This window comes from Paraburkholderia sp. UCT70 (assembly GCF_050434085.1).
GTDB classification, from domain to species: Bacteria; Pseudomonadota; Gammaproteobacteria; order Burkholderiales; family Burkholderiaceae; genus Paraburkholderia; species Paraburkholderia tuberum.
Genome location: NZ_JBNPVZ010000002.1, coordinates 2,169,946 through 2,190,570, shown reverse-complemented (window position 1 = coordinate 2,190,570; position 20,625 = coordinate 2,169,946). Strand labels below are relative to the sequence as shown.

Genomic DNA, 20,625 nt, shown 5'->3' with positions numbered 1-20,625 from the left:
ATTCGATTGAGCGTCACTGCCCGTAGGGCACCGGAAGGCCGTTTCTGATCACATAGACGGTCGTGGGTGCGCCATTCAGATCGCCGTTTTCATCGAAAGAGTAGGTGCCTGCCACGCCCTTATAGTTGGTCTTTGCCAACTGGGCGGTGAGCTTTACCTTGTCGGTCGTGGTTCCCGCTTTGACCATCGCATCAGCCAGCAGTTTTACGCCGTCGTAGTAGCTGACCGCATAAACCTGCGTGTCGGTGTTGAACGCGGCCTTGTATTTCTGCAGAAACTCACGGCCGGCTGGGGTCTTGTCGAGCGCGATGCCGCCCTGGGCGCAATACACGATAGAGGCCGCGTCACCGGCAACCCTGCCCATGTCGGCCGAGCAAATGCCATCACCGCCAAGCAGCTTGGCTCGCAGTCCGCGTGCGCGCATTTGCCTGGCCATCGGCGCGCCTTGAGCAGCGTATCCGCCGAAGAAGACGACATCCGGATTTTTGGCCTTGATGCTGGTGAGAATGCCGAGGAAGTCAGTCGCCGACGAGTTCGTGAACTGTTGGTCCACGATTTGAATTCCATTTGCCTTTGCCTCCTTGATGAACTGCTCGGCCACACCTTGCCCATATGCCGTGCGGTCGTCGATCACCGCGGCGGTCTTGGCCTTCAATGTCTTGGCCGCAAACTGACCCATTGTTCCGCCTAGCTGCTCGTCGCTCGCGCCGATACGGAAGATGTTCTTGAAGCCTTGCTTCGTCAGCGCCGGATTGGAGGCAACCGGCAGCATCGGTACCCCGCCGGTGTTATAGACGCGCGATGCCGGAATAGCCACACCTGAGTTGTACGGGCCGAGGACAGCAATCACGCCGCTGTCGACGAGTTTCTGCGCGACCTGAACGCCAACCTTCGGATCTGCCTGGTCGTCCTCGGAGTCGAGTTTAAAAGTTACCTTCTGGCCAGCGACCGTGACACCGCTCTTGTTGAGTTCATCAATTGCAAGGCGGGCGCCGTTCTCGTTGTCCTTTCCGTTCGGCGCCTGGGGGCCCGTAAGCGGAGCCGAGTGACCGAGGGTGACCACCGATTGAGCATTGGCGGATGCGGTGATGCCAGCGGCTGTTAAGACAGCCATTGTTAGAACGAGGGGGCGCATATAGTCTCCAGGTATTGGACCCGTGTTTGACGAGATTAGCTCCGCTTCGGCATGGGTTCAACCTTTGAGCACGCCATCCGACAGGAGGAGTCGTGAAACTGACCGATTTCGATACACTGACTTTTGACTGCTACGGCACCTTGATCGACTGGGAGAGTGGCATCCTTGAAGGCCTGACGCCTCTGCTGGAGCGAGCCAGGACGCCGCTCAGGCGTGACGAGGTTCTCGAAGCGCACGCTCGCCACGAGTCGTCGCAGCAGAACTTCACCCCTGCGAAGCGCTATCAGGAACTGCTTCCCATCGTATATAAGCGCATGGCTGAAGAGTGGGACCTGCCCTATACACACGAAGAATGCGTGGCGTACGGCCAGTCGATCAGAAACTGGCCGGCATTCGCCGATTCCGCGGTCGCGCTGCAATATCTGAAGAAGCACTACAAGCTGGTCATCCTGTCGAACATCGACAACGAAAGTTTCGCCTTCAGCAACGCCAGGCTGCAGGTTGAGTTCGACGCCATCATTACAGCGGAGGACGTCGGATCCTACAAGCCGTCGCCGCGCAACTTCGAGTACATGCTTCAGAAGCTCGATCAGCGCGGCATCAAGAAGGAAAAAATCCTTCACACGGCAGAAAGCCTCTTCCATGACCACAAGCCCGCAAACGAGTTCGGCCTGGCGTCGTGCTGGATTTACCGCCGTCATTCGCAGCCGGGCTTTGGCGCGACGATGAACCCGGGCTCGCAGCCTGACATCGACTTCCGCTTCGACAGCATGGCGGACTTCGTCGACGCGCATCGGGAAGCGCTGGTGAACTGAGCATCTTCGCGCCGTTGAAACGCGCCTGCCTGGTGGTAACATTTGTTGTCATCTCTCACCTCGGCGCCGACCCACCTCACCATGCCAGACAGCTTCGATCAACTCGTCGCCCTGATTCGGGCGCGCTTTCCCGAACTGAGCCCGCAGTTCCAGATGGGAGCGGGCTTCCTGCTCGATCATCCCGACGAGGTCGCGGTGTCGTCGATGCGCAAGGTGGCCGAGCGCGCGCAGGTGCAGCCCGCGTCGCTGGTGCGGCTGTCGCAGCAACTGGGGTTTCCCGGCTGGAACGAATTGCGCGATCTGTTCGTCGCGCGCGTGCGCACGCGGCCCGAGCCATTGACGAGCCGGGCGCGCTCGATGGTCAAATCGAAAGATGCGCTCGCGAACGATCTTCTCGTCGCGCAGCAGCACAATCTCGAAACGACCGCCGCGCATAACGGCCGCGTGATCGTCGAGGCCGCGCGCGTGTTGCGGCGTGCATCGCACGTGCACGTGGCGGGCTTCCGCTCGTGTTACGCGGTGGCGTTCGGTCTCGTCTATGGCTACCGGCTGTTTCGTCCGTCGGTGTCGCTGCTCAACGGCGAGGCCGGCACGCTCGAAATGCAACTGCGCACGATCGAGCGCGACAGCGCGACCATCGTCATCAGCTTCGCACCGTATTCGGTCGAAGCCGCGCGCGTCGCCGAGGCCGCGCTCGAAAAAGGCAGCAAACTGATCGCCATCACCGACAGCGCCGTGTCGCCGATCGCGTTGAACGCCGACAAGGTACTGATCTTCTCGCACGAAAGCCCGTCGTTCTTTCCGTCGCTGGTGGCCGCCACCGCGATCGCCGAAGCGCTGGTCGCGCATTTGCTCGCGCTCGAAGGCGCGGATGCGCTCGAGCAGCTTGCGCTCGCCGAACAATCGTTGCATGCCATGGGCGCGTACGTGCCTTGAGCGATTGCGTGAGGCACGCCGCGCTCCGCTCGATGCCGTTCAAGGGATTTGACAACAAATGTTGTATTGGCGTATAAATACGTACCGATTGTTGAATATGGTGCGACCCGTGGCGTCGATGCAGGAATTCAGTGTTTTTCAGGTCAGCGGTGAGCCGTACGACATCGGCTACCGGCTCGGCGAAATCGCCCGGCCGGTGTTCGCCGGTTACATGGCGCAAAGCGCCGCATGGCAGGCGGTGCGGCGCTGGCGCGGCGTACCGTTCGTGCAGACGCTGCGCGACGCGGCGCGTGCGCACTATCCGGCGTTGCTTGTCGAACTCGACGGCCTGGCGGCCGGCCTCGGCTGGGCCGCCGAAGACGTATTCTTGTGGAACTGCCGCGGCGAGCTGATTCACGACGCGCCGGACGGCTGCACGACGCTCGCGGCTATCGGGCGCAACGCGGGCAACCCCCGCTACATCGCGCACAACGAGGACGGTGACCCGTTTCTGCTCGAACACTGCGCGATGGTAGAAGTCCAGCCGAACGGCCGCCCCGGCTTCGTCAGCTTCTACTATCCCGGCTCGCTGCCGGGTCATACGTTCGCGGCCAATCGCGCCGGGGTCACGCAGGCCATCAATAGTCTGCGCATCCGTACGCCGGCGGCCGGCGTGCCGCGCATGATCATCGCGCGCGCGGTGCTCGACGCCGGCTCGCTCGATCAGGCGTTGCAGATTCTGCACGGCATGCCGTCGGCGAGCGGCTTTCATCACACGCTCGGCTGCGCGGGCGACGCGCGTCTGTTCAGCGTCGAAGCAAGCGCGCGGCGCTGCTCGGTGGAGGCGGTGCGGACACTCTCGGGCCACGCGAATCACATGATTCATCCGGGCTGTGAAGCCGAAGCGCAGATCGTCACCGAGTCGTCGCGCGACCGGCAGTCGCGCGTGAACGCATTGCTGCCCGCGCTCGCCGCGGCCGGCCCGCTGCAACCGGCGGCCCTGCTCGACGTACTGCACGATCGCGCGCCGTCGGGCTTGCCGATCTATCGCGACGATCCTCACGATCCCGACGACGAAAACACCCTCGCCACCGCGCTGTTCGAAATCGGCAACGCTGGTGTGTCGATGAAAGCGTATCGCCAGAAGCAATGCGCGTTCGACACTTTCGTCGCATGCGCGACGCCCGAACCGGCCCGCGTTTCAGCGCCCGCCGCCCTCACCAGGAACTGAACATCATGTCCACCGTTTTTCATCGCTCTCCGAAGCAATCCTTGCCGGTGGCCGTCGCGGGCGACGGCATCGAAATCATCGACTCCACGGGCAAGCGTTATATCGACGCGTCGGGCGGCGCAGCCGTGTCGTGCCTCGGTCACAGCAACCAGCGCGTGATCGACGCGATCAAGCGGCAAGCCCAACGGTTGCCGTACGCGCACACGTCGTTCTTCACGACGGAGCCGGCCGAGCAACTGGCCGACCGGCTCGTCGCGAGCGCGCCGGCCGGACTCGAGCACGTGTACTTCGTGTCGGGCGGCTCGGAGGCGATCGAGGCGGCGCTCAAGCTCGCGCGTCAGTATTTCGTCGAGAAGGGCGAGACGCAGCGGCGCCATTTCATCGCGCGTCGGCAGAGCTATCACGGCAACACCCTCGGCGCACTCGCGATCGGCGGCAATGCATGGCGCCGCGAGCCGTTCCTGCCGATCCTGATCGAAGCGCATCACGTGAGCCCGTGCTACGCATATCGCGAGCAGCGCGCGGACGAAACCGAAGAAGCGTTCGCTCAGCGTCTCGCCGATGAACTCGAGCAGAAGATTCTCGCGCTCGGTGCGGACACGGTCGCGGCGTTCGTCGCGGAAACGGTGGTCGGCGCCACGGCGGGCGCGGTGCCGCCGGTGCGCGAATACTTCCGCAAGATCCGCGCGGTGTGCGACCGCTACGGCGTGCTGCTGATTCTCGACGAGATCATGTCGGGCATGGGCCGCACCGGTTATCTGTACGCGTGCGACGAAGACGGGGTGGCGCCCGATATGCTGACCATCGCCAAGGGCCTTGGCGCGGGTTACCAGCCGATCGGCGCGACACTGGTCAGCGACCGCATCTATCAGACCATCGTCGGCGGCTCCGGCTTCTTCCAGCATGGCCATACCTATATCGGCCATGCGACCGCGTGCGCGGCCGCGCTCGAAGTGCAGCGCGTGATCGCGGAAGACGATCTGCTGGCGAACGTGCAGGCGCGTGGCGAGCAGTTGCGCGGCCGGCTGCGCGAGCACTATGCGCAACATGCGCATATCGGCGACGTGCGCGGGCGCGGCTTGTTCGTCGGCGTCGAACTCGTCAAGGATCGCGTTACCAAAGAGCCGTTCGACGCCAAACTGAAACTGCACGCGACGATCAAACGCGAAGCGTTCGCGCGCGGCCTGATGGTGTATCCGATGGGCGGGACCGTCGACGGCAGGAGCGGCGACCACGTGCTGCTCGCGCCGCCGTTCATCTGCACGGAGCGCGACATCGACGAAATCGTCAGCCGCCTCAGCGATGCGATCGGCGCGTCGCTCGCCGCCCGCTGAGATTCGACCCACCGACTTTTGCGAGAACGACGATGACCGAGCGCTTGCCTCACTTCGACCTGTCCACTGCCACGCCCGAACAGAAGGCGGTGCTCGACGAAATCCTGTCCGGCCCGCGCGGCAACCTGAATGGGCCGTTCCTCGGCTGGATTCACAGCCCCGATCTCGCGCAGCACGCGCAACGCCTCGGCGCGTTTTGCCGCTACCAGACCGGGCTGCCGCTGCGGCTGTCGGAACTCGCGATTCTGGTGACCGCTTCGCGCTGGCAGGCCCAGGCGGAGTGGTACATCCACTATCCGATCGCGCTGCAGGCGGGCGTCGGCGAAGCGGACGCCGAGGCGATCCGCCAGGGGCGCCGCCCCGAGTTCGCCAATGCCGACGACGCGCTGATCTACGACTTCGCGAGCGAACTGTACGAGACGAAGCGCGTGACGGCCGCGACGTATGCGCAGGCGGTCGGGCGTTTCGGGCATCAGGTCGTGATCAACCTGGTCGGCCTGCTCGGCTACTACGCGCTGGTCGCGATGACGCTGAACGTGTTCGACATGCGCGCAGTGGGGCAGCAAAGCCTGCCGTTTCCCGAATAGCGCTTTTGCCAACGAACGGCTGCGCAGCGGCGCCGCGCGCGCCAACGAAAAGCCCCGGTTGCCGAACTTCGCAACCGGGGCTTTTTACTGCGCGCTGCATTAACGACATGCGCGCTCAGTTATCACGATCAGTTACCACGCTCAGTTACCGCGATACGTCGAAAAGAGACGTTGCTGCACCGTCGCCGGCGCGCCCGCGTCCGACGAACTGGCTTTCGCGCCGCCGACGTCTTGCGAACCTTGCGCCGAAGCGGTGACGATCGTCGAGTCCTGGGGCACGGCCTTCGGATAGGTGACGTCGTTCTGGTTCAGGAGGCCTGCTTTTTGCGCGGCTACGAGTTCGGCGCGCACCTGAGCGCGCGTGACCGGACCGTTTGCCTGCTGGGCGAACGACAGTGCCGGCACGATGAGAGCGGATGCGACGACGACTGCGGAAAGAAGCGATTTCATGACGACCTCCAATTGATTGTGTGGTGGATCGGTGTGAACCGCGTTCCCCGATCCGTTGAACGCAGTCTATTTCTTACGAGGTCAGCAAAAAAGCGGCTTTCTGGCGAAATATTATTGCCAGTTTTGAGATAGTGAAAAAGGCGCTTTTCCGCGCCGGGACGCGGAAGCGCCTATGATGAAAATCCGGTCCACGCCCGCGCCTGCAAGCCGCGCGGCACCTGCGACCGATGCCCAGGCGCGGACACATCCGGGCGGACCGCCGCGGCGGGCATCATCTTTGGTCGAGCAGCGTGTGCGGCAAGGCACAAACAGGAGAGAGCAATGAAGCGCAAGGCATCGGCAGTCTGGCAAGGCGACCTGCAGAACGGCAAGGGCTCGATTTCCACCGACAGCGGCGTCCTGAAGGACACCCAGTACTCGTTCGCGACGCGCTTCGCGGACGGCATCGGCACGAATCCGGAAGAGCTGATCGCGGCTGCGCATGCGGGATGTTTCTCGATGGCGTTGTCGGCGGAGCTGGGCAAGGCCAACATCACGCCGGAGCGCATCGGCACCACGGCCACCGTCACCCTCGACAAGGACGGCGGCGGCTTCGCGATCACCGCGGTGCATCTCGACGTGACCGTGAAGATTCCGGGCGGAGACAAGGCCGCGTTCGACAAAGCCACCGCGGACGCGAAGGCCGGGTGCCCAGTGTCGAAGGTGCTGAATGCGACGATTACGATGGATGCGAAGCTCGAGACCTGAGCCTCTGCTGTCACTGTGAGCGCGCAACGAAGCCGGCGACGGGCCATGTCCGCCGCCGGTTTTTTGATGCCGGTTGTCGAATGAACGGATGACCCCGACGCGAGTAGGCCTACGGAATGCCATCCTTGATTTATTGAACATCCAGTCATAATATCAACAGACCGACGCAACCAGGCAACAAGGTCATCGCAATTGAGTCATTCAAAGCAAGCCGCGAAAAAATCTGGCGAAACATGTCAGCGCGGCCGTCCGCGCGAGTTCGACACGGCCACCGTGCTGGCGAACGCGAGCCAGGTGTTCTGGGATCACGGCTACCACGCGACGTCGATCGACGATCTGTGCAAGGCCACCGGTCTGCTGCGCGGCAGCCTGTACGGCGTGTTCGGCGACAAGCACGGCATCATGCTCGCCGCGCTGGATCATTATTCGGAGGGCGCGGTCGCGCGGCTTGCGCAGCGACTGAGCGCGACGGCCGAGCCGGAGCAGGCGCTGCGCGACGCGCTGCTGCACTACGCGCGGGTGTCCTGCGCATTGAGCGGCCGGCGCAGCTGTTTCATTACGAATACGACGCTCGAAATGCAGCCCGATGACGAAGTGCTGCGCGCGCGTGTCGCCGCGATTCAGCGCCGCATGGCGACTTTGCTCGCTGCGGCGGTGATCCGCGGTCAGGCGAGCGGCGCATTCGATTCGACGCTCGACGAAAAAGCCGTCGGCGATTTCCTGTTATGCGTGATGCAGGGCTTGCGGGTCATGGGGCGAGTCGCGCATCAGCAAGATGCGCTGATCGGTATCGTCGATGTGGCGATGCGCGCGTTGGTGTAACGCCTCGTCCGCGAGCACTGGCGCAAAAATTTTTTAACCAATTTTTGAACGATCGGTCATGAAAAGCGAAGCAATCAAGTCCGCTCCGGCGGCATTCGGTGGATCCGTCAGCTGCGCGGCGAGCGTAGCCGTGACCGGTCCCGGCCCGGCGATGGCCGGCATGGCTGTCGCCGCCAAAGCGTCGGCGCCCGGCTTTCAGCGCCAGGCGCTCGCGCTCGCCGTGCTGTTCGTCGGCGCCTTTCTCGCGCCGCTCGATTACTTCATCGTCAATCTGGCGCTGCCGTCGATTCACACGGGCCTCAACGCGAGCGACGCGCAACTGCAACTCGTCGTGTCGGCTTATGCGTCCGCCTACGCGGTGCTGCTGATCACGGGGGGCCGCCTTGGCGATCTGTTCGGCCGCCGTCGCATGTTCATGACGGGCATGGCGGCTTTCGTGATCGCGTCGGCGTTGTGCGGCTTCGCGACGAGCGGCCACATGCTCGTGATCTCGCGCATCGTGCAAGGCATCGCGGCCGCGGTGATGGCGCCGCAAGTGCTAGCGACGATTCGTGCGGTCGTGCCGTTGCATCAGCAGACGCGCGTGATGAGTCTGTATGGCTTCGTGTTCGGCTTGTCGTCGATCGTCGGGCAACTCGGCGGCGGCGCGCTGATCACGTATCACCCGTTCGGGCTCGACTGGCGCGTGATCTTCCTGATCAACATCCCGATCGGCATCGCGGCGTTCATCGGCACATGGAAGTTCGTGCCGGAGAACCAGCCGGCCACGCATACCGGCGTCGATCTGAAGGGCGTCGCGCTGCTGTCGGCGGTGCTGCTGCTCGTCATCTATCCGATGACGCATGGCCGTGAAGCCGGCTGGCCCGCGTGGACCTTCGCCATGTTCGCACTCGCGGTGCCGATGTTCGCGCTGTTCGTCGCGACCGAGCGGCGCGTCGAGCGCGCTGGCGGCCATCCGCTCGTCGACCTGCAACTGTTCCGCAATCGCGCGTTCGCGCTCGGTCTCGTGCTCGCGTTCCTGTTCTATTGCAATAGCGCGTTCTTCCTGACCTACGGCATCTTTCTGCAAACCGGCCTCCACTGGACGCCGCTCGCGTCGGGCATCGCGATCATGCCGTTCGCGCTCGGCTTCGTGATCGGGCCGTTGACGTCGCCGGCCGTGGTCAAGCGCATCGGCGCCCATGTGCTGACGCTCGGTTTCTCGATGATGACGCTGGGCTTCGCGGTGACCGGCTGGTCCGCGACCCAATCCGCGACGCCCGATCTGCTGTTCTACTGCGCGCTAGTGTGCGCGGGCGTCGGACATGGTCTGCTGTTGCCGTCGATCATGCGCATCGTGCTGCAGGAGGTGGTGCCCGAGAAGGCCGGGCTTGCATCGGGTGTGGTCTCGTCGACGTTGCAGATCGGCTCCGCGTTCGGCACCGCGGCGATCAGCGGCGCGTTCTTCGGGGCGCTCGGCGGCAGTTCGGCACCCGCCTCTTATGCGCACGCGTTCCAGCTGAGCCTCGCTATCAATGCCGTGCTGATGTTCGTGTGTATCGGCCTTAGCGTGCTGCTGGTGCATCATCAGAAAGGCGTGCGGCGCTCAGTCGCCCCGGCAGTTTGAAATTAATCCGGTGGTAATCGTTTTCATTTGTTAGCTCGCTGAAAAAATCGTTCAATTTTGAACGAAGCGGTATAACGAACTGCATGGTATTTACCGGCGATCTACTCGTTCACAGGTAATTCTGATTTAGATCAAACTGGCTCATCCGATTAACGGCTCGACCGCATCGCGTCAGCTTTTTTAATCAGACGAAACCGGTCTCGCATTTTCTACCGGCCTGCATACGGCCTTCAGTAAGTGTTGCATTTGTGCGGTAGCGCACATAGGGTTAGCCGCAAGGTGTCGCGATGATTGTTTTCGGTAATGCCGGGAACTTTAGCCAGCGAGCATGAACTGCGAGTTCAATGAAAACGGTATCAATAAAAAAGCGCTTGCCGCGTTTAAATTCGATTGTTAATCTGTCTTAACTTTAGAGTGTACGTTCAACAGGTCGGAGTCGATAAAGCCGGGCTCAACTTAATAAACGCTCAAGATAGGGGGACCCAATATGCTGACCGCTACCATTGACGCATTCCAGACAACATCCGCCGCCGCCTTCAATGTGGGCGACGTCGTCAAGTTAAAAGAAGGGGGCCCGCGCATGACCGTGACGTACGCAGGTCCGGTCGCGCTGAATCCCGGCGACTGGGTGATCTGCGAGTGGTTCGACGAACACGGCGAACTGCGCCACGAAAGCTTTGCGGCGCAAGCCGTGCGGGCGGAACCGCGCTCCATTCCGGCGGGCTCGGTACAGTGGAGTCGCATCGGGCGCGCGGCCTGAGTGACGCCCCTGACTGACGCCCCTGAGTGACGCCCGTGCACGTCAATCAATCGGTTTCCTGTTGTTCGTTTGCTGCTCGTATTGCTCGAGCCGCCCGAATCGTTTCAGCGCTCGGGCCGGTCGCGCGCGGCCTCGCGTCGCCGCACGCGCATCGTCAGCGCCGATGAAAACGCGCGCAAGGTCGACACCTTGCGCGTCTCCACGACGTCCCGCGCGAGGTTCTCCGCCGGATTCGGCTGTAGCGCCCAATACAGCGCGAGCACCCAGCCGAGCACGGTCCAGCCGAGGCAGGCATTGAAGAGCGCGAGCGTCAGCACGTCGCGGCGCTTGCGCCGGTCCGCGATGATCGCCGGTAGAAAATACAGCGCCAGCGCGAACGCCGCGCCGATGGCCTGAACGGCCACGTTGCCACCCATACAAGCTCCTGATGCGCGATGCATGTAGCGATTGTCGCGCGAATGGCGGCCGCGCGCCTCGCGCCTGCGCGTTCCAGTCTCCACCCCAATCACCGCAAGGGGTTCAGCCCGACACGCATCGGGACTATCATGATCGTTTCGACCGAACAGTACTTCACGGACCCGATCATGATCACCGACGACACGACCCAGCAGGCTCAACTCAACCCGGACACGCTACGAGAATTCGTCGAGCGCAAGTGGAACGACGAGATCGTGCCCGCGCTGACGGACTACATCGCGGTGCCGGCCAAGAGTCCGGCGTTCGATCCCGACTGGGCGAAACACGGTTATCTGGAGCGCGTGATCACCGACGCGGCACGATGGGCCGAGCAGCAACCGGTGCGAGGCCTGAAGCTCGAGGTGATCCGCCTGCCGGGCCGCACGCCGGTGATCTTCTTCGAGACGGCCGCGACGCGCTCGGGCAGCGACGAAACCATCGTGCTCTATGGCCACCTCGACAAGCAGCCCGAGTTCGATGGCTGGCGCAACGACCTCGGTCCGTGGACGCCGAAGTTCGAAGACGGCAAGCTCTACGGCCGCGGCGGCGCGGACGACGGCTACGCGATCTATGCGAGCCTGACGGCGCTCGCCGCGCTCGATGCGCAGGGTGTCGAGCGTCCGCGCTGCGTCGGGCTGATCGAAACCTGCGAGGAGTCGGGCAGCTACGATCTGCTGCCCTACGTCGACGCGCTGCGCGAGCGGCTCGGCAACGTCGGGCTGGTCGTGTGTCTCGATTCGGGCGCGGGCAATTACGACCAGCTGTGGCTGACCACGTCGCTGCGCGGACTCGTCGGCGGCGATCTCGAAGTGCAGGTGCTCGACGAAGGGATTCACTCGGGCGTCTACGGCGGCATCGTGCCGTCGAGCTTCCGCATCATGCGGCAACTGTTCGACCGTCTCGAAGACTCCGCCAACGGCACGCTGCTGCCGAAGGGCTTCCACTGCACGGTGCCGGCCGATCGTCTGCGCGAAGCGGAGGCGGCCGCAAAGATTCTCGGCGATGACGTCTGGAAGAAGATGCCGTGGGCGTGTGGCCAGGACGGCCGTCAGGTGCTGCCCACCACGACCGATCCGCGCGAGGCGCTGCTCAATTCGACGTGGCGTCCGTCGCTGTCGGTGACGGGCGCGGCTGGCTTGCCCGCGCTCGCCGACGCCGGCAACGTGCTGCGTCCGCGCACGGCGTTCAAGCTGTCGCTGCGGCTGCCGCCGAGCATCGAAGCAGAGAAGGCGGTCGCCGAACTGAAGGCGCTGCTCGAATTCGATCCGCCGTACAACGCGAAGGTCACGTTCAAGCCGGATGCGGGCGCGGCGAGCGGCTGGAACGCACCGGAGGTCGCGCCGTGGCTCGCCACCGCGCTCAACGATGCGTCGCGTCAGCACTTCGGCGCCGACGCGGCCTACATGGGTCTCGGCGGCACGATCCCGTTGATGAACGTGCTGAAGGCGGGCTTCCCGAAGTCGCAGTTCATGGTGTGCGGCGTGCTCGGGCCGAAGTCGAACGCACATGGGCCGAACGAGTTCCTGCACGTGCCGTACGGCAAGAAGCTGACGGCCGCGGTTGCCAAAGTGATTGCCGTGGCGCCGTGAGTTCTGGTTTCGTTTGAGTGGGGCTCGAGCGTGACCCGGGCCCGCTGTTTATTGATGCTGCTTTGATGCAGCTGTTTTTCCCGCCCGTTTCATTCCTTCCGTTCGAACCTCACCGACACGCTGAATGACCGACTCCCAGACTGCCCAAACCACCACGCCCCGGATTCCGGTCGATCAACTGCATGCCTACGTCAGGGCGATCTGGGAGCGAGCGGGCAGTACGCCGCGCGAAGCGGAGCTGGTGGCCGATCATCTGGTGGCCGCGAATCTGACCGGGCACGACTCGCACGGCGTCGGCATGATCCCGCGCTATGTCGAATCGCTCGCCGACCAGCAACTGCAACTGAATCGACACGCCGACGTCGTGAAGGACGCGGGCGCGGTACTGACCGTCGAAGGCGGCAAGGGCTTCGGTCAGGTGATCGCGTTCGAGGCGATGGAGCGGGGCATCGAGCGCGCGCGGCGGCTCGGCGTCTGCGCGGTGGGCTTGCGCGGCGCGCATCATATCGGCCGCATCGGGCATTGGGCAGAGCAGTGCGCGCGCGCCGGGCTGGTGTCGTTTCACTTCGTCAACGTGGCGGGCGATCCGCTCGTCGCGCCATTCGGCGGCGCGGACCGGCGCATCGGCACGAATCCGTTCTGCGCCGCTTTTCCGCGGCCCGGCAAACCACCGCTGGTGCTCGACTTCGCGACCAGCACGATCGCGTTCGGCAAGACGCGCGTCGCTTATAACCAGGGCAAGCACACACCCCCCGGCGCGCTGATCGATCACGAAGGCATGCCGACGCTCGAACCGAAAGTCATGCACGAAGCGCCGTTCGGCGCGCTGACGCCGTTCGGCGGCTACAAGGGTTTCGGGCTCGCGGCGATCTGCGAGATTTTCGGCGGTGCGCTGTCGGGCGGCTTCACGACGCATGCGGACACGCTCGCTACCACGCACGCGATCATCAACTGCATGCTATCGGTGATCATCGATCCCACCGCATTCGACGCGCCCGATGCGCAAGCCGAAGCCGATGCGTTCCTCGCGTGGGTGAAGGCGTCGCCGCTCGCGGCGGGCGCGGAGCGCATCTACGAACCCGGCGAGCCCGAGCGCGTGACGCGCGCGCAGCGCGAGGCCGCCGGCATTCCGATCGACGCGGCTACGTGGACGCAAATCCACTCCGCGGCGCGCGCTGTCGGGATGAATGAAGACGAAGTGGGTGGTTGGTCCGCGCGCCTCGGCTGAAGCGCGCGACAGCAGGCCTCAGGCGATCAGCCTGAGCTTGCGCCTGTCGAGCAGCCAGCGCTCGAACTCGGTGGCGGGCATCGGCCTCGCGTACAGGAAGCCCTGCACGTAATCGACGCCGAGCCCCTTCATGAAGGCTTCTTCCGCCTCGGTTTCGATCCCTTCGGCGACCACCTGGAAATCGAGCTCCTGCGCGACGGCGACCATCGAGCGCACCAGCGCCTGTGCCTTCATGTCCGCGTGGATCGAGCGCGTGAAGCTGCGGTCGAGCTTGATCACGTCGAGCGGAATACGGCCGAGTTGCGACAGCGACGAGTAGCCGGTGCCGAAGTCGTCGAGATGCACCTGCGCGCCGAGTTGGCGGAACTGCTTGATCAGCTCGATCGCGGCCGCTTCGTTTTCGATCAGGCAGCTTTCGGTCAGTTCGACGTCGACGAGGCATGGATCGAGACTCGCGTGCTGCAATGCCTCGGCGAAATGGCGGACCACGGCTGTATCCGTGAGCTGTCGCGCCGACACGTTGATCGCGACGCGCAGGTCATAGCCAGCCGCTTTCCAGCGGGCCGCCTGTTTCGCCGCGGTTTCCATCACCCAGCGGCCGAGCACGCCGATCAGTCCGGATTCCTCGGCATAACGGATGAATTCCGCCGGCATGATCTGGCCGCGCTCCGGCGAATTCCAGCGCACCAGCGCTTCGGCGCCTTGCACGGCGCCCGTCGCGAGGTTCAGCTTCGGCTGATAGTGCAGCGCCAACTGGCCTTCCTCGAGTCCGCGGCGCAGATTCGTGTCGAGCCACATGAACTCCGCGACGCGGCGATTCATGTCCGGCGAGAACACGCGATGCGTGCGCTTGCCTTCGTCCTTCGCGACGTACATCGCCGTGTCGGCCGAACGGATCAGCGATTCGAGGGTTTCGCCATGCTCGGGCGAACGCGCGATGCCGATCGAGCAGCCGGTATAGACCTCGACGAGCCCGACAGCGAACGGCATGCGCATACGATCGAGAATGCGCAGCGCGGTGTTTTCCAGGTCATGCGCGGAGCCCTTCGCCGCGAGCACGATGAATTCGTCGCCGCCCAGACGCGCGAGCGAGTCGCCCGGATTCAGGCAGTTGCGGATCGCGTCCGACACGTCGCAGATCAGCCGGTCGCCGAACACGTGGCCGTAGTGATCGTTGACCTTCTTGAAGTTGTCGAGATCGAGAAACAGGACGCCGACGGTTTCGCCCGGCACGGACAGTTCGATCGCGATCTGGATGCGCTCCTGGATTGCGTTGCGATTGGCGAGGCCAGTGAGCGGGTCGGTGGTGGCCTGCTCGATCAGGCGGTCCTGCGCGAGCCGCTGCTCGGTGATGTCGGTGCCCGAGCAGATCAGGAACTGCTCTTCGATGCCGCTGCCGCTGCGCACGAATTTGTTGCGGAACAGGAACAGCCGTTCGCCGTGCACCGTTTTGATGCGCCGTTCGATCTCGTACGGTTCGCCACGATTGAAAAAATTCGCGCTGACCTCGTTCGAGACCCCGCCGTCGTCGGACGACATGAACAACGTCCAGACGCTGCGGCCGATGATGTCCTCTTCCCTGAGTCCGGTCAGCTCCTCGGCGAGCCGGTTGAAGCGCTGTATCCGGCCGTTCCGGTCGACGATCACGACGACCGAATTGACCTCCGAGACGACCTGTTCAGCGAACGACAGACCGTGCAGCAGCGCTCGCGCGACGGATTCGGTGTCGCCATCGGCCGACGCGGTGCCGCCCCAGCGATGACAATCGAGTTTCTTGCCGACCAGATGCAGCCGCAGCGGCGCGGCGTCCAACTGAACGTCGACGACGACGTGGGAGGTCACGCCGCTCAGCGCGCGGACCTGGGAAGCTTGAGAAGAGGTGAGGGAAATGGCGACGCCGACAGCCGCGTGGCCGTGCGCAGGCACGAGTTCCAGCGTGTCGCTGGCCGCCGCCAGGTGCCAGCAAGGGCTGCTCGTGCCGAACCGCGCGTGAAGCACCTGGTCGTGTAGCTCGTCGCTCATGAAATCCCCGGAGTGTGCCGGCGGTCCCTATCAAGACGGGCGGCGGCAGACAGTCTTCCTCATACTAAAGTGAAACTGCCTCATTGTATCTAAGCGTGACAACTCGAGCGAAGAATCGTTAACGTTTTGCTAACCATGGGTATGGGCCGGCGCGGCCGCGCGCGGCGCGATTAATACCCGCCAGAACGACGCCACGATGACGTCGCTAGAGGCGGCGCGCCAGCAGCGCGCGGGCGCGTTCGCGTTCGGGCGGGTTGGCGTCGAGCGCCGCGTCGAACCGGAACTTGCCGGCCACCAGCGTGGCCGCCATCACGCCGTCGCGATACAGCACGCGGTTTCCGGTCACGGCCGGCACCTTGTCTCCGACCAGCAGCGTGCCGACGAGATTCAGCGGATCGGTCCCAGCAACGCAGATAAGAGCACCGTCGTTCGGCTGCCGGCGCACCTCGCGCAGCAGCGGAATCGCCTCGGGCAGCGCGAACTGCTCACCCGCGAGTCCGTTGACGAACCGCCCGCCGCGGATCACGCCGCGCGCCTCGAGCCTCTGCAGAACGCGCAGCAGATCGCGCCACGGCGGAAGCCATTCGGCCTCGCGTTCGAGCACGCGCCAGAACACGACACCGTAGCGGCGCAGCAACGTCATTGCGACGTGTTCGAGCGCCTCGGGCGGCAACTGGCGCCGCCGTTCGGGTGGATTTTCCGGCGCGACGGCGGACGGACGGCTTACGAGCGCCCAACGCCCCGCGTCGTCCATGCCGCCGATCAGCGCGCTCGCTCGCGCACGCCGGCTGCTGGAAAACGCGTTGCGCTTGGCGACCGGCTTCAGCAGCGCGCGCAAGCCCGCGAAGCTGTCGGAGTTCGCGAGGCCAGCCGCGACCAGCTCGCCGAGCGCGTTTTCGAGCTCCATGCGCAGCACGCGCACCTCGGCGAGCAGTTCGTCGAAGAACATCGCGCCGTGTTGCGCGAGGGTGTCGTGCACGCTTTGCGCGAGCGCCGACAACTCGACCTGGCGCGCCGGATCGAGCAGCGCGCGCCACGCACGCAGCTGGGCGCGCGGCAGCAGCACGATCGGCGTGCCGCGGACCGGACCGGCGGCGCCGCGCGCCCGCTCGGTCAGGCGGGTCCAGACGATCTTGCCGGCGCGGCATAGCTCATCGAGCGAACTGCTGGTGTAGGCACGCACGCGCGCGGGCAGGATGTCTTCCTCCCACGCGCCAGCCGCGGCCTGGAAGCCTTCGAGCTGGTCGAGCGCGGCGGCGAGCGCGTCGCGGCCTTCGGCGCGCGACGTCGGCGTCAGATGCTGAGTCGTCGGCGTCAGATGCTGCCATTCGAACAGGAAGCGCATGAAGTCGTGCCGCTCGACCGGCTCGACCTCACGCCGCAGCCGCCTCACCGTGTAGCGGTGGATGCGTGCGAGCAGGTGTCGTTCACACCATTCCTCGTCGCTCGTGTGCGGCGTGAAGCAGCCGCGCAACAGATAGCCTTCGGCTTCGAGCCGGATCAGCGCCTGTTCGATCCGGTCGGCCGGCAAACCGAGCGGGCGCGCGATCGCCTCGACTGTCAGCGGGCCGAAGCCGGTCAGCCGCGCGCGCAACACGTCGACGAGCGCGTCGTCGGCGCTCCAGCTCTCGGTGTAGCCCTTCGGGGCGCTCAGCGGCGGCATGTAGCGATTGCGCGCGATGCCGGGGTAGAGCGCTTCGAAACAGGTGAGGCGTTCGGCGGGCAGCCACAGTGCGCTGTCGCTGGCGTTGTCGTTGCCCGTGCTCGCGTTGGCTTGCACGGCCAGCGGCAAGCGCGTCGCCCGGCCGGCTTTCGCCAACGCCGCAAGCAGCGTCGGCCAATCCTCGTGCGCGAGCGCCTCGGCCCCGGTGATGCACGCGAGGCCCGTCAGCGCTTCGTGCATTTCGTCGGCGTTGCGCGCCTGCGGCCATGCCTCGTCGCGCACGCTGTCGATCGCGGCGGCGTCGAGCGCGCCAAGATCGTCGGCGCTTGCAGGGTCCGCCCAGCGGCGGTTCAGCACCGCTTGGGTGCGGCGCTCCTCGATCGGCGCGTCGTCGAGATACGCGTAGGGCTTCGCGGTCAGGATTTCGGCGGCGAGCGGTGACGGCGCCGGCAGATCACGCGCGACGAGCCGCAACTCGCCGCGCTCGATGCGGCGCAGCAGCGCGAGCCAGCGTTCGCTGTCCATCGCGTCGTGCAGACAGTCGTCGATGGTTTGGTCGACCAAGGGGTGGCGCGGCACCTCGCGTTCGCCGACGACGTTCTCCAGACACGCGGCCTGCTCGGGGAACACGCTCGCGAGCAGATCCTCGCTGCGCATGCGCTGCAGTTGCGGCGCGGTCTTGCGGCCGCCTGTGTAGCGCGGCAGGCCGAGCGCGGTCGTCGCGTTCCAGCGCCAGCGCACGCCGAACAATGGCGCATCGAGCAGTGCCTGGATCAGCAGACGTTCGGCGCTGTTCGAGTGCAGATAGCGCCAGACCTCGTCGAGCACGAACGAGTGGCTGCCGGTCAGCGACAGCACGATCGCATCTTCGGTGGCGGCGGCCTGCAACTCGAAGTTGAAGCTGCGGCAGAAGCGCTTGCGCAGCGCGAGCCCCCACGCGCGGTTCACGCGGCTGCCGAACGGCGAGTGGATCACGAGCTGGGTGCCGCCCGATTCGTCGAAGAAGCGCTCCATCACCAGCGTGCTTTGCGTCGGCAGCACGCCGAGCGCGGCGCGGGCACGCGCCAGGTATTCGACGATCTGGCGCGCGGCGGGCTCGTCGAGCGCGAGCTCGTCGGCGAGCCAGGCGATGGCGTGGTCGAGGCGCGCGGTCGTGGGTTCGGCTTCGCTCGCGGCCAACGTGGCTGCGGCGGTTGCGGACGCCGTTGTGGTCTGCGTCGCGCTCTGCGCCACGGCAGCTTTCGCTTTGCGTCCTCTCTTTGCCGCGGATTTCGCGGGCGTTGCGGCTGCTTCGAATTGCGCCGCGGCGATTGGCACCGACGCAACCGCGTGTGACGCCGGCTCGCCCTCCGTCAGCAAACGCTCGACCTGCTCCCGCAATCTCGTGACCGCGAAAGACAGCTCGTCGCTGCGCCCCGGCGCCTCGCCGAGCCAGAACGGAATGTTCGGCGGTTGCCCTTGTGCGTCCTCGACCCGCACCCGGCCACTCTCGATTCGCAGAATCCGATACGACGCGTTGCCGAGCTGGAACACATCGCCGGCGAGACTTTCGACCGCGAAGTCCTCGTTGACGGTGCCGATATTGATCGCCTGCGGTTCGAGCACGACGGCGTAATCGGCGTTTTCGGGGATCGTGCCGCCCGACGTTACGGCGACCAGCTTGCCGCCGCGCCGGCCGCGCAGCGTGCCGCTTACCGCATCGCGATGCACGTACGCGGCGCGCGGGCCGTGGCGGCTCGTGTAGCCCTCGGCGAGCATGCGCAGCACCGCGTCGTATTGCTCGCGCGACAGATCCGCGTACGGCGCTGCGCGCCGCAGCATGTCGAACAGCGCATCCTCGCTCCACTCGGCGCTCGACACTTCCGCGACGATCTGCTGCGCGAGCACGTCGAGCGGCGCGCGCGGGATGCGCAGCGCATCGAGTTCGCCACGCCGCACGCAATCGAGCAGCGCCGCGCATTCGAGCAGGTCGTCGCGCGAGGCGGGAAAGAGCCGCCCCTTCGGCATGCCGCCGACGTGGTGGCCCGAGCGGCCGACGCGTTGCAGGAACGGCGCGATCGCGCGTGGCGAACCCATCTGGCAGACGAGGTCGACGTCGCCGATATCGATGCCGAGTTCGAGCGAAGCGGTCGCGATCAGCACGCGCAGTTCGCCGCGTTTCAGGCGCTGTTCGGCGTCGAAACGATGTTCTTTCGCGAGACTGCCGTGATGCGCGGCGACCGCGTCCTTGCCGAGCCGCTCGGTCAGATGACGCGCGGCGCGCTCGGCCATCCGGCGCGTGTTGACGAAGATCAGCGTCGTGCGATGCTGCGCGACCAGCTCGGCGAGCCGGTCGTAGACGCGCTCCCACACTTCGTTGGCCATCACCGCTTCGAGCGGCACCGGCGGGATCTCGAGCGCGAGGTCGCGCGCGCGGACGTGGCCGACGTCGATCACCGCGCACTCGGCCGGTACGTCGCTCTCGAGGCTCGCGCCGCCGACCAGAAACCGCGCGACCGCGCTGACCGGCTTTTGCGTCGCCGACAGCCCGATGCGCGGCAGGCGCCGGGCGCAGAGGGCGTCGAGCCGTTCGAGGCTCAGCGCGAGATGACTGCCGCGCTTGCTGCCGGCGAGCGCATGAATCTCATCGACGATCACCGTGCGCACCGTCGCCAGCATGCGGCGGCCAGAATCCGAGCCGAGCAGCACGTACAGCGACTCGGGCGTCGTCACGAGAATGTGCGGCGCGCGCTTTTTCAACGCGTTGCGTTCCTGCTGCGTGGTATCGCCGGTGCGCACCGCGGTGCGAATGTCGAGCGGCGGCAGGCCGAGCCTGTCGAGTTCGGCGGCGATGCCTTGCAGCGGCAGTTGCAGATTCAGGCGGATGTCGTTCGAAAGCGCCTTCAGCGGCGACACGTAGACGACCAGCGTTTCGTCGGGCAGCGTGCCGCCGTTCGCGAGGCCTTGCAAGACCAGGTCGTTCAGCGCGGACAGGAATGCGGTCAGCGTCTTGCCGGAGCCCGTCGGCGCGGCGACCAGCGTCGAGCGGCCGCTACGGATCTGCGGCCACGCGGCGGCTTGTGCGTCGGTCGGGGCGGCGAAGGTTTGCTGGAACCAGTTGGCGACGGCTGGGTGAAAACCGTCGAGTGCCTGCTGGGCTGGCGGTAAGGCTGGCGCGGCGGGGCGCGCCGCGCTCGCGGTGGAGCGGGCCTTGCGGGAGCGGGGCGCCGCGTCGAGTGCGGCGGAAGTCTTTGCCGAAGTCATGCTTGTGCAGATGAGGGCGGCG

General features: G+C 65.3%; 16 protein-coding genes. 11 read left to right on the top strand and 5 right to left on the bottom strand.

What is annotated here, in order from left to right:
• Positions 1–13: 13 nt before the first annotated feature.
• A complete protein-coding gene (locus tag OKW41_RS12375; protein ID WP_429572661.1) occupies positions 14–1,135 on the bottom strand; it encodes a branched-chain amino acid ABC transporter substrate-binding protein in 1,122 nt (373 codons plus the stop codon).
• Positions 1,136–1,227: 92 nt separating this feature from the next.
• Here OKW41_RS12375 and OKW41_RS12370 point away from each other — a divergent pair, with 92 nt between their 5' ends.
• From OKW41_RS12370 to OKW41_RS12350, 5 genes are all read left to right on the top strand, one after another.
• Positions 1,228–1,950, top strand: a complete 723-nt coding sequence (locus OKW41_RS12370) for a haloacid dehalogenase type II (protein ID WP_429572660.1) — start codon at positions 1,228–1,230, stop codon at positions 1,948–1,950.
• A gap of 81 nt (positions 1,951–2,031) precedes the next feature.
• Positions 2,032–2,886 carry a MurR/RpiR family transcriptional regulator gene (locus tag OKW41_RS12365; RefSeq protein ID WP_429573397.1) on the top strand — a complete coding sequence of 285 codons (855 nt, stop codon included), beginning with the start codon at positions 2,032–2,034 and terminating at the stop codon, positions 2,884–2,886.
• A 97-nt stretch (positions 2,887–2,983) separates the two neighbouring features.
• On the top strand, positions 2,984–4,096 hold the full coding sequence (locus tag OKW41_RS12360) for a C45 family autoproteolytic acyltransferase/hydolase (RefSeq protein ID WP_429572659.1): 1,113 nt from the start codon (positions 2,984–2,986) through the stop codon (positions 4,094–4,096).
• Positions 4,097–4,101: 5 nt separating this feature from the next.
• Positions 4,102–5,430 (top strand): aspartate aminotransferase family protein, encoded by a 1,329-nt coding sequence (locus tag OKW41_RS12355; RefSeq protein ID WP_429572658.1) that lies wholly within the window; start codon positions 4,102–4,104, stop codon positions 5,428–5,430.
• 32 nt (positions 5,431–5,462) lie between these two features.
• The gene (locus OKW41_RS12350) at positions 5,463–6,017 is read left to right on the top strand and encodes a carboxymuconolactone decarboxylase family protein (RefSeq protein ID WP_429572657.1); all 555 of its coding nucleotides are present in this window, start codon (positions 5,463–5,465) and stop codon (positions 6,015–6,017) included.
• A 141-nt stretch (positions 6,018–6,158) separates the two neighbouring features.
• Here OKW41_RS12350 and OKW41_RS12345 read toward each other — a convergent pair whose 3' ends face one another.
• On the bottom strand, positions 6,159–6,467 hold the full coding sequence (locus tag OKW41_RS12345; RefSeq protein ID WP_429443724.1) for a DUF4148 domain-containing protein: 309 nt from the start codon (positions 6,465–6,467) through the stop codon (positions 6,159–6,161).
• A 321-nt stretch (positions 6,468–6,788) separates the two neighbouring features.
• Between OKW41_RS12345 and OKW41_RS12340 the strand changes: the two genes are divergently transcribed.
• The 4 genes from OKW41_RS12340 to OKW41_RS12325 all read left to right on the top strand — a co-directional run bounded on the left by OKW41_RS12340 (position 6,789) and on the right by OKW41_RS12325 (position 10,402).
• The gene (locus tag OKW41_RS12340) at positions 6,789–7,214 is read left to right on the top strand and encodes an OsmC family protein (RefSeq protein WP_429443723.1); all 426 of its coding nucleotides are present in this window, start codon (positions 6,789–6,791) and stop codon (positions 7,212–7,214) included.
• Positions 7,215–7,406: 192 nt separating this feature from the next.
• Entirely contained in the window at positions 7,407–8,036 is a 630-nt protein-coding gene (locus OKW41_RS12335) for a TetR/AcrR family transcriptional regulator (protein ID WP_429572656.1), read from the top strand.
• 58 nt (positions 8,037–8,094) lie between these two features.
• Entirely contained in the window at positions 8,095–9,642 is a 1,548-nt protein-coding gene (locus tag OKW41_RS12330) for an MFS transporter (RefSeq protein WP_429572655.1), read from the top strand.
• A gap of 487 nt (positions 9,643–10,129) precedes the next feature.
• Positions 10,130–10,402, top strand: a complete 273-nt coding sequence (locus OKW41_RS12325; RefSeq protein ID WP_090809708.1) for a YodC family protein — start codon at positions 10,130–10,132, stop codon at positions 10,400–10,402.
• Positions 10,403–10,506: 104 nt separating this feature from the next.
• On the opposite strand, the gene OKW41_RS12320 is transcribed toward OKW41_RS12325, so the two are convergent.
• On the bottom strand, positions 10,507–10,818 hold the full coding sequence (locus OKW41_RS12320) for a superinfection immunity protein (protein WP_429443720.1): 312 nt from the start codon (positions 10,816–10,818) through the stop codon (positions 10,507–10,509).
• Positions 10,819–10,986: 168 nt separating this feature from the next.
• Here OKW41_RS12320 and OKW41_RS12315 point away from each other — a divergent pair, with 168 nt between their 5' ends.
• Together OKW41_RS12315 and OKW41_RS12310 are read left to right on the top strand one after the other, a co-directional pair.
• On the top strand, positions 10,987–12,447 hold the full coding sequence (locus OKW41_RS12315) for a M20 family metallopeptidase (RefSeq protein WP_429446826.1): 1,461 nt from the start codon (positions 10,987–10,989) through the stop codon (positions 12,445–12,447).
• A 124-nt stretch (positions 12,448–12,571) separates the two neighbouring features.
• Entirely contained in the window at positions 12,572–13,675 is a 1,104-nt protein-coding gene (locus tag OKW41_RS12310; protein WP_429572654.1) for a malate/lactate/ureidoglycolate dehydrogenase, read from the top strand.
• Positions 13,676–13,693: 18 nt separating this feature from the next.
• Here the strand turns inward: OKW41_RS12310 and pdeR are convergent, their stop codons facing one another.
• Positions 13,694–15,697: a cyclic di-GMP phosphodiesterase gene (gene pdeR, locus OKW41_RS12305; protein ID WP_429443718.1), complete on the bottom strand. Its 2,004-nt coding sequence runs from the start codon at positions 15,695–15,697 to the stop codon at positions 13,694–13,696.
• A gap of 205 nt (positions 15,698–15,902) precedes the next feature.
• Complete coding sequence (locus tag OKW41_RS12300; RefSeq protein WP_429572653.1) at positions 15,903–20,603, bottom strand: DEAD/DEAH box helicase; 4,701 nt, start codon at positions 20,601–20,603, stop codon at positions 15,903–15,905.
• Between the last annotated feature and the right edge of the window lie 22 nt (positions 20,604–20,625).